Here is a 2965-nt window from a genome sequence, read left to right as displayed (position 1 = left end):
CGCGCAGCGATGGACATTGAGAATGAGAACGATCAAGTCGATCGAACTATTAGTACCGGTAAGCTTCAAGCGTTGCCGCTCTTCCACACCCGGCCTATCAACGTGGTCGTCTTCCACGGTTCTCGAGGGAATACTCGTTTTAAGGTGGGTTTCCCGCTTAGATGCCTTCAGCGGTTATCCCGTCCGGATATAGCTACCCTGCTATGCGGCTGGCGCCACAACAGGTCCACCAGAGATCCATCCATCCCGGTCCTCTCGTACTAGGGACAGATCCTTTCAATATTCCTACACCCACGGCAGATAGGGACCGAACTGTCTCACGACGTTCTGAACCCAACTCACGTACCGCTTTAAATGGCGAACAGCCATACCCTTGGGACCTGCTCCAGCCCCAGGATGCGATGAGTCGACATCGAGGTGCCAAACAACCCCGTCGATATGGACTCTTGGGGGTCATCAGCCTGTTATCCCCGGCGTACCTTTTATCCGTTGAGCGATGGCCCTTCCACGCGGGACCACCGGATCACTATGACCGACTTTCGTCTCTGCTCGACTTGTCAGTCTCGCAGTCAGGCAGGCTTATGCCATTGCACTCAGCGAACGATTTCCGACCGTTCTGAGCCCACCATCGCGCGCCTCCGTTACTCTTTAGGAGGCGACCGCCCCAGTCAAACTACCCACCATACATTGTCCCGGACCCGGATGACGGGCCGCGGTTAGACATCCATAGAGATAAGGGTGGTATTTCAAGGGTGGCTCCACAGAAACTGGCGTCCCTGCTTCAAAGCCTACCACCTATCCTACACATGCCACTACGAATGCCAATGTAAAGCTATAGTAAAGGTGCACGGGGTCTTTCCGTCTAACCGCAGGAACCCCGCATCTTCACGGGGAATTCAATTTCACTGAGTCTATGCTGGAGACAGCGGGGAAGTCGTTACGCCATTCGTGCAGGTCGGAACTTACCCGACAAGGAATTTCGCTACCTTAGGACCGTTATAGTTACGGCCGCCGTTTACTGGGGCTTCGATTCAGAGCTTGCACCCCTCCTCTTAACCTTCCAGCACCGGGCAGGCGTCAGACCCTATACGTCGCCTTGCGGCTTCGCAGAGCCCTGTGTTTTTGGTAAACAGTCGCTACCCCCTGGTCTGTGCCACCCTCCCATGGTTGCCCATGAAAGGGTCACGCTTCTTCCGAAGTTACGCGTGCAATTTGCCGAGTTCCTTCAGCATAGTTCTCTCAAGCGCCTTGGTATACTCTACCGGACCACCAGTGTCGGTTTCGGGTACGGTCTATAAGGAGGAGCTATTTCCTGGAACCGCTCCGCCGCCCTTCCAATCCGATAAGGAAGAACAACTTGTGCAATCCGTCACTACCTCCAGGCCCACGAATATTAACGTGGTTCCCATCGACTACGCGTTTCCGCCTCGTCTTAGGGGCCGGCTAACCCTGCTCAGATTAACTTTAAGCAGGAACCCTTGGTCTTTCGGCGGGGGAGTCTCTCACTCCCCTTACGTTACTCATGTCAGCATTCGCACTTCCGATACCTCCACCGCCCCTCACGGGTACGGCTTCATCAGCTTACGGAACGCTCCGCTACCGCGCATCTTGCGATGCACCCTAAGCTTCGGTGTATGGCTTTAGCCCCGTTACATTTTCGGCGCAAAGACCCTTATTTAGACCAGTGAGCTGTTACGCTTTCTTTAAATGATGGCTGCTTCTAAGCCAACATCCTGGTTGTTTTGGGATCCTCACATCCTTTCCCACTTAGCCATAACTTGGGGACCTTAGCTGTAGGTCAGGGTTGTTTCCCTTTTCACGATGGACGTTAGCACCCACCGTGTGTCTGCCGACTAGTACTCTCAGGTATTCAGAGTTTGCTTAGGTTTGGTAATCCGGTGAGGACCCCTAGCCCATGCAGTGCTTTACCCCCTGAGGTATTCGGTCGACGCTCTACCTAAATAGATTTCGCGGAGAACCAGCTATTTCCGAGTTTGATTGGCCTTTCACCCCTAGCCACAAGTCATCCCGAACTATTGCAACAGTTATGGGTTCGGTCCTCCAGTAAGTGTTACCTTACCTTCAACCTGCTCATGGCTAGATCACTCGGTTTCGGGTCTAATGCGACGAACTGAACGCCCTGTTCAGACTCGCTTTCGCTGCGCCTACACCTACCGGTTTAAGCTTGCTCGTCACACTAAGTCGCTGACCCATTATACAAAAGGTACGTAGTCACCCAGGACGAACCTTGGGCTCCTACTGTTTGTAGGCAATCGGTTTCAGGTACTCTTTCACTCCCCTTGTCGGGGTGCTTTTCACCTTTCCCTCACGGTACTAGTTCGCTATCGGTCATGCACGAGTACTTAGGCTTGGAGAGTGGTCTCCCCATGTTCAGACAGGATTTCACGTGTCCCGCCCTACTCAAGGACTTTTGCTCGCATTACGCGTACGGGGCTGTCACCCGCTATGGCCCAACTTTCCAGATGGTTCCGCTTGTCTCACAAAAGCCGCTGGCCTGGTCCGCGTTCGCTCGCCACTACTTGCGGAGTCTCGGTTGATGTCCTTTCCTACGGGTACTTAGATGTTTCAGTTCCCCGCGTTCGCCACTTTACCCCTATGTATTCAGGGTAAGTTACCTATTGTCGATACTTGGAAACCGCACCAGCAGGTCGCCCTGCTGGTAGGATTTTCCAAGTACCTTAGGTGGGTTTCCCCATTCGGAAATCGTCGGATCAAAGGGTATTCGCACCTCCCCGACGCTTATCGCAGCGTATCACGTCCTTCATCGCCTGTGCATGCCAAGGCATCCACCAATTGCCCTTAAGACACTTGATCGTTCTCATTGCCAATGCCCATCCGGATCGCTCCGGACGCCATCGGCACAAAAAGACCAGCTTCTCGAGACCTGTTCGAGGGCGCGGTTAGGCAAACCCATCATATGCAAGGGATTGAGCGTCCCATGCGA

Annotated in this window: 1 rRNA gene; it reads right to left on the bottom strand. The window is 53.8% G+C overall.

Annotation, left to right across the window (positions count from 1 at the left end):
• Positions 1-28: 28 nt before the first annotated feature.
• Positions 29-2835 (bottom strand): 23S ribosomal RNA (locus ACFOHJ_RS24865).
• Positions 2836-2965: the final 130 nt, after the last annotated feature.

It is taken from the genome of Aquamicrobium soli, from assembly GCF_042646345.1.
Lineage (GTDB): Bacteria > Pseudomonadota > Alphaproteobacteria > Rhizobiales > Rhizobiaceae > Mesorhizobium > Mesorhizobium soli_A.
The sequence above is the reverse complement of the archived record's forward strand: the minus strand, read 5'-3'. Positions and strand labels throughout refer to the sequence as shown.